Source organism: Psychrobacter sp. FME5 (assembly GCF_014861375.1).
In the GTDB taxonomy this organism is placed as follows: domain Bacteria; phylum Pseudomonadota; class Gammaproteobacteria; order Pseudomonadales; family Moraxellaceae; genus Psychrobacter.
Genome location: NZ_RRYX01000139.1, coordinates 1 through 6,495, shown reverse-complemented (window position 1 = coordinate 6,495; position 6,495 = coordinate 1). Strand labels below are relative to the sequence as shown.

Below are 6,495 nucleotides of genomic sequence, written 5' to 3'. Positions count from 1 at the left end.
CTATAAATTTAATACTATGTTTTGCCCCTTTAAGGGCATAAATCTGGTATCGTTCACCTAGGCTTAGATGTGTATAGTTCATGGTTGCAATCTCACTTTGGTCGGTGGATAAAAACTTTGATGCTAGCGCATCTAGGTCTTTTTTTCACCTCACATTTGGTATTGCACTTCATGTGTTAATCTAAGATCATATTCCTAACGATGTTTTAGAAATATCTTACCGACAGCCACCAAGTTCTTTGGCTCAATGGCTGATTGATTTAGATGGAAGAGTAGTATTTTTAGTATCGATAGTATTACTTGGTTTTATGCATTATAGATCATTGCGCTTGAGTCATAAAAGGCGTTCTAAACAAGCAAAAATAATCCTTTGGTTGGGAGTGTTCATTGTGCCTTTCATAGCATTGATGATGGTTTTCTATAAAATTTACTTTATAGACTGGTTACTAGGCGAGCATGCCAGTAGGTATCATGGTTATACCATTTTTATTATTATTTTTGGTTATCCGCTAACTTTGCCTTTTTATTTACTCATTATGAAACTGTGCGATTTATTCCTTAAAAGAGTTTTTCCACGAGACTCAAAAATAGACGTAAAAAAAGCTTAAACCTAGCGACTAGATTTAAGCTTAAGCATTAGATATCAAACAATCAAACCTCTTTATACAACTGACTGCCCGTGGCATGATGTTTTTGTGTCATCTCATCCATACCTTGTTGGATGTCTGCGGCGCCCATAGCATCGATAGCAATGGCACTGCCTTCTTTAGCATCTAAACCCGCCGCATATTCACGAACATTTTGTGTGATTTTCATTGAACAGAACTTCGGTCCACACATCGAGCAAAAGTGCGCCGTCTTGTGCGCGTCTTTGGGCAAGGTTTCGTCATGGAATTCGCGCGCGGTATCAGGATCAAGCGCCAGATTAAATTGATCGTCCCAACGGAACTCGAAACGGGCTTTGGATAACGCATTATCTCGCGCTTGAGCGCCGGGATGACCTTTTGCCAAATCAGCAGCATGGGCGGCGATTTTATAAGTGATGATACCATCTTTGACGTCTTTTTTATTTGGCAGTCCTAAATGTTCTTTAGGTGTGACATAGCAGAGCATCGCCGTGCCAAACCAGCCAATCATCGCTGCACCAATCGCGCTAGTAATATGGTCGTAACCGGGTGCGATGTCGGTGGTTAATGGTCCTAAGGTATAAAAAGGTGCATCGGCACAGACTTCTAATTGCAAGTCCATATTCTCTTTAATACGGTTCATCGCCACATGCCCGGGACCTTCAATCATCACTTGTACATCATGCTTCCAAGCCAGTTTAGTCAGTTCACCAAGGGTACGCAATTCTCCAAATTGTGCTTCGTCATTGGCGTCTTGCAAACAACCCGGACGCAAGCCATCGCCTAAGCTAAAGGCCACATCGTATTGCTTCATGATTTCACAGATATTTTCAAAGTGGGTATATAAAAAGCTCTCTTTATTATGAAACATGCACCATTGCGCCATGATAGATCCGCCACGTGAGACGATACCAGTCAAGCGTCCAGCAGTCAGCGGCACATAACGCAAAAGTACACCAGCGTGGATGGTGAAGTAATCAACGCCTTGCTCGGCTTGTTCGATGAGCGTATCGCGGAAAATCTCCCACGTTAAATCCTCTGCTACGCCATCGACTTTCTCTAACGCTTGATAAATGGGGACGGTACCAATCGGCACAGGTGAATTTCGAATTAACCATTCGCGGGTTTCATGGATATGATTGCCCGTCGATAAATCCATAATATTATCTGCACCCCAGCGCGTCGCCCATGTCATCTTTGATACTTCTTCATCGATGGAAGAACCAAGCGCCGAGTTACCGATGTTGGCGTTGATTTTTACTAAGAAATTACGCCCGATAATCATCGGCTCAGATTCTGGATGGTTAATATTATTGGGGATAATCGCGCGCCCAGCGGCGACCTCAGAACGCACAAATTCAGGAGTAATAATAATTGGTGTGTTAGCGCCAAAATTCTCCCCATCGTGTTGGCGCATATCAGTCAGTTCGTGCTGCTTTTGGGTCTCGCGAATGGCGATAAACTCCATCTCAGGAGTGATAATGCCGCGACGAGCATAGTGAAGCTGAGTCACATTGCCAGCTTTGCCATCTACAGCTTTGGCGCGGCGCGGCTTATCGATATGAGCAAAGCGCAAGTTAGCAGTGCTGATATCACGGGCGCGTGCTTGTCCGTATGAGCTTGATAAGCCACTTAGTTGTTCGCTATCGCCGCGCTCTTTAATCCAGCCTTCGCGCAATTTTGGTAAGCCTTTGGTCAAGTCAATGCTGGCATTGGGGGCGGTATAAACGCCAGAGGTGTCATAAACATAGAATGGTGGGTTTTGTTCCCACTCATTTTCAGAGACGTTTTGAATAGGGGTAGGGTCAAGGGTGATTTCGCGCATGGGCACTTGAATATCAGGTCGTGAGCCTTCGATATAGACTTTGCGTGAAGCAGGCAAAATACGGTGTAAGTCGCGCGCATCCTCTTCAAAACGAGCGTCGGTTTCGCTACGATGGGCGGGGGTTTTTAGCGCGTCTGCTTTGGAGGTTTTTTTGGTGGGGGTGGTTACTTGTAAAATAGTCATATGCTGTCCTAGCGTGTTGTTTTGAATAAAAGCAACACCGCCAGTAGCTGCGGGGTAAGACTATGTTATACGGACAAATGTAATCGCCAAACAAATGAGTCATCAAATTAAATTTAATCAGTCGTTTGTAAAGGATTACTCGGTGCAATTTCTTATAAATCACCATACCGCACTAAAACGCTGATGGGTGCTGGCAACCATAAAAAGGCATTTCTGCGCGCCCTTTGTACAGATATAACATAGTCTTAAGACTTCCCTGCGTCGGTACTAACCGCATCAGGTTCGGCGGGTGATCTCTCAGCGAATGTACAATGGCTTTTAGCCACTTATACACCGCACCCCGAGTCTGTCAGTGTTGTAAATCATCTTGATACTAACAAAATTAGCAGCCCACGGCTAATGCTAATTATTCATATAGACAAAAATAAGGATGATTATAAATACTAATCTATCGCCTTTATTTATTCTCTGGCGTCCAGCCTTGCGCGCGTTCATAGTCTTCGTTATCCAAAAACTTATCGCGTTGCTCGGTTAAGAATTTTTTGGCTTCAGGATCGAGCATACTGAGATGGTTTTCGTTAATCAGCATGGTTTGCTGCTCAAGCCATTCTTTCCATGCTTTGTCAGAGACGGTTTCTTGTAGCTCTTGCCCTTTTTTATTAGGGAAGGGTGGATGTGGCATTTTTGGCAGTTCTTGTTTATATTTGCGGCAAAATACGGTATTGGCTTGAGGATTAAAAGTCTCGGTCATGATACGTTCCTTATTATAAGTATAAATAGATGCCTTATCTTAACGCATTCATCCATAAAAAACACCCGCAGCGATGGCGGGTGTTTTAAAGATTGGTATTTTAAAATTAAGCAAAAACTTTTAAGCGCGCACGACCGTTAACTACCGCTTGCTTCACTTGATTAGGCGCTGTACCACCTAAATGGTCACGCGCTGCTAATGAGCCTTCTAATGTTAGATACTCGAATACGTCTTCGCCAATCGCATCGCTAAATTGCTGTAGCTGTGCCAGTGACAAATCACTCAAATCAACGCCTTCTTTAATACCTAAGGCGACAGCGTTACCGACCACTTCATGAGCATCGCGGAAAGCCACCCCATTGCGTACTAAATAATCGGCCAAATCAGTCGCGGTCGCATAGCCTTTCATAGTCGCAGCGCGCATATTTTCTTTATTGGGGGTGATATTCGGTAGCATATCCGCAAACGCTAGAAGCGAACCGGTCAAGGTATCAACGCAGTCAAACAATGGCTCTTTGTCTTCTTGGTTGTCTTTATTATAAGCAAGCGGCTGGCTTTTCATTAGACTTAATAGCGTCATTAACTGCCCAAAGACGCGAGCCGCTTTACCACGCACCAACTCTGGCACATCAGGGTTTTTCTTTTGCGGCATGATCGATGAGCCGGTACAGAAGCGATCGGGGATTTGCACAAAGTTAAACTGCGCCGACATCCAAAGAATGATCTCTTCGCTCATGCGTGACATATGCATCATCAAAATAGATGCCGCTGAGGTGAATTCGATCGCAAAGTCACGGTCGGAGACGGCATCGAGTGAGTTTTGGCAAATACCTTCGAACCCTAACAGTTCAGCGGTAATGGTACGGTCAATCGGGAAGGTCGTACCAGCAAGGGCAGCACTACCGAGAGGTAATTGATTGATACGGCGACGCGCATCAACCAGACGTTCAGTATCGCGATACAGCATCTCAAACCATGCCATGACATGGTGACCGAAACTGACTGGTTGTGCGGTTTGCAAATGGGTAAAGCCCGGCATAATGGTATCAGTATGTTGCTCGGCTAAATCGAGCAAGCCACTTTGCAAGCGTACCAGCAATGCAATGATATTGTCGGTTTCTTCACGCAACCAAAGACGGATGTCGGTCGCGACTTGATCGTTACGGCTACGACCGGTATGCAGCTTTTTGCCCACCGCGCCGACTATATCGGTCAAGCGCGATTCGACGTTCATATGCACGTCTTCAAGCTGGATGGACCAGTTGAATTCACCCGCTTCAATCTCAGCCAATACTTGCTCGAGACCATCGATAATGGTCGCAACGTCATCAGCGGTTAAGATATCGCATTCTTTGAGCATGGTCGCGTGAGCAATCGAGCCTTGAATATCGTGACGGGCAAAGCGTTGGTCGAAGCCCACGGATGCGGTAAAGGCGGCGACAAAGCTATCCGTCGCTTCGCTAAAACGTCCGCCCCACATCTGCTGGCCTTGGCTGTTTGAAGGACTGCTTCTAGGGCTGTTTTGTGCAGCGTTATTTGTTATTGAGGCATCTGTGCTAGAATCAGAGACAGAGGCGTTTACATTTGATTCGGGATTACTAGGGTTTGAAGAATTGGCATTCATATCATTACAAGACAAGTCAGCAGAATAAGAACTCAAGTATAGCAAAGGATGAGGTTGCCTTACTAGCGGAGCGCTTAGAGTTTTTTATGCCCAAGCTCATGGAGATCATGAAACCTTGGCAATGGTTGCTTGCGATCTTTTTTTGGTCGCTATTTGTGGCGATTATTGATCGCCATAGCGTACCGAATCAAACACAGTTTATGATCAAGTTTATAGCGAGATTCGTTCAAACCTCACTCGCACTGATACCTTCCTTTTATTTAATTGACTATCTTCGCCCTGTCTTTAAGCGCCTGTCCATAACGACGGTTAGCTTGTATGTTCTGCTAATATTAACAACCGCTACAGCCGTAACCATCACTTTAGTCTTACTGATTATGATGAACTTTGGCTGGTTTAATCAAAGTTTTTATTTTCTTATTTCAGCGATTGTATTTCATACGCTGATTACCGCGGGGTTTACCGTTGCGGCTTTGCTATTCTTCCTACGTCGTTATCGTGAAATGAATGCACTGAAGCAATCGTTTGAGAACAAATTAATCGCACAAAACGATGTGATTAAAGCTCGTATTGCACCGCATTTTTTCTTTAATACCATTAATACCTTAATGTCACTAATTGAAACCAATCCATCCCGTGCTGCTGAGTTATTACAACACGTTTCTGCACTATTCCGTGCCAGTTTCATGGGCGCGCGTGAGATTAGCTTTGAAGAAGAGGTTGCCCTTTGCGAGCATTATTTGGCCATCGAATCTAGCCGTTTGGCAGACAAGCTTGATGTGAGCTGGCAATTGCCCAATGAAGACATTATGTATGACATGGTTATTACCGCGCTGACATTACAAAGTGTGATCGAAAAAATGCTGCTTAACGTGGTTGAGATGACCACTGAAATGATATCTATCAATATCAATGTGACGTGGCAGCAGCATCGAGTTACGATTACGATTGATGTCGAACTGCCCAAAAAAACCTTAATTGTTAACCATGATTTGCGCAAGCACATGAATTTTAATATCCAAGCGGAGCGTTTACGCTCTTATTTTGGTCAAAGTGCTGATATTCAAAGTACGGTAAGCAGTACTCAGATTGTTACCATCATCGACTATCCGCTCCAAGACGTTGGTGTATAATATTTGCTACGCTTTCGTTAAATATATAAGCGTGGCATATTTATTGCAGTATATTCATTACACCATGCCCTCTATGATTATTTGTGTCATATTTGGCCATGATTGACTATAAAAGAGAGACCTTAAATAGACGTGGCCAAATAAAGGTATGGTATCAAGACCATGACAGTGAATATACCTTTCGTTGCAGGCGTGGATACAGTTAGTTATCGCTGCATTTAATAACTTAGATTAACACATGAAGTGCAATACCAAATGTGAGGTGAAAAAAAGACCTAGATGCGCTAGCATCAAAGTTTTTATCCACCGACCAAAGTGAGATTGCAACCATGAACTATACACATCTAAGCCTA

General features: G+C 44.0%; 4 protein-coding genes and 1 riboswitch. Of the genes, 1 reads left to right on the top strand and 3 read right to left on the bottom strand.

Annotated features, from left to right (window positions below):
• Positions 1 to 651: 651 nt before the first annotated feature.
• The 3 genes from thiC to argH all read right to left on the bottom strand — a co-directional run bounded on the left by thiC (position 652) and on the right by argH (position 4,865).
• Positions 652 to 2,634, bottom strand: a complete 1,983-nt coding sequence (gene thiC, locus EI161_RS12915) for a phosphomethylpyrimidine synthase ThiC (RefSeq protein WP_225735388.1) — start codon at positions 2,632 to 2,634, stop codon at positions 652 to 654.
• A 236-nt stretch (positions 2,635 to 2,870) separates the two neighbouring features.
• Positions 2,871 to 2,987, bottom strand: a riboswitch (TPP riboswitch).
• Positions 2,988 to 3,091: 104 nt separating this feature from the next.
• Positions 3,092 to 3,385, bottom strand: coding sequence for an oxidative damage protection protein (locus tag EI161_RS12910; RefSeq protein ID WP_192524210.1), 294 nt, complete (start codon positions 3,383 to 3,385; stop codon positions 3,092 to 3,094).
• A gap of 106 nt (positions 3,386 to 3,491) precedes the next feature.
• Positions 3,492 to 4,865 (bottom strand): argininosuccinate lyase, encoded by a 1,374-nt coding sequence (gene argH / locus EI161_RS12905; protein ID WP_192529742.1) that lies wholly within the window; start codon positions 4,863 to 4,865, stop codon positions 3,492 to 3,494.
• A 230-nt stretch (positions 4,866 to 5,095) separates the two neighbouring features.
• On the opposite strand from argH, the gene EI161_RS12900 reads away from it, so the two are divergent.
• Positions 5,096 to 6,142, top strand: a complete 1,047-nt coding sequence (locus tag EI161_RS12900; protein ID WP_225735387.1) for a histidine kinase — start codon at positions 5,096 to 5,098, stop codon at positions 6,140 to 6,142.
• Positions 6,143 to 6,495 lie beyond the last annotated feature (353 nt).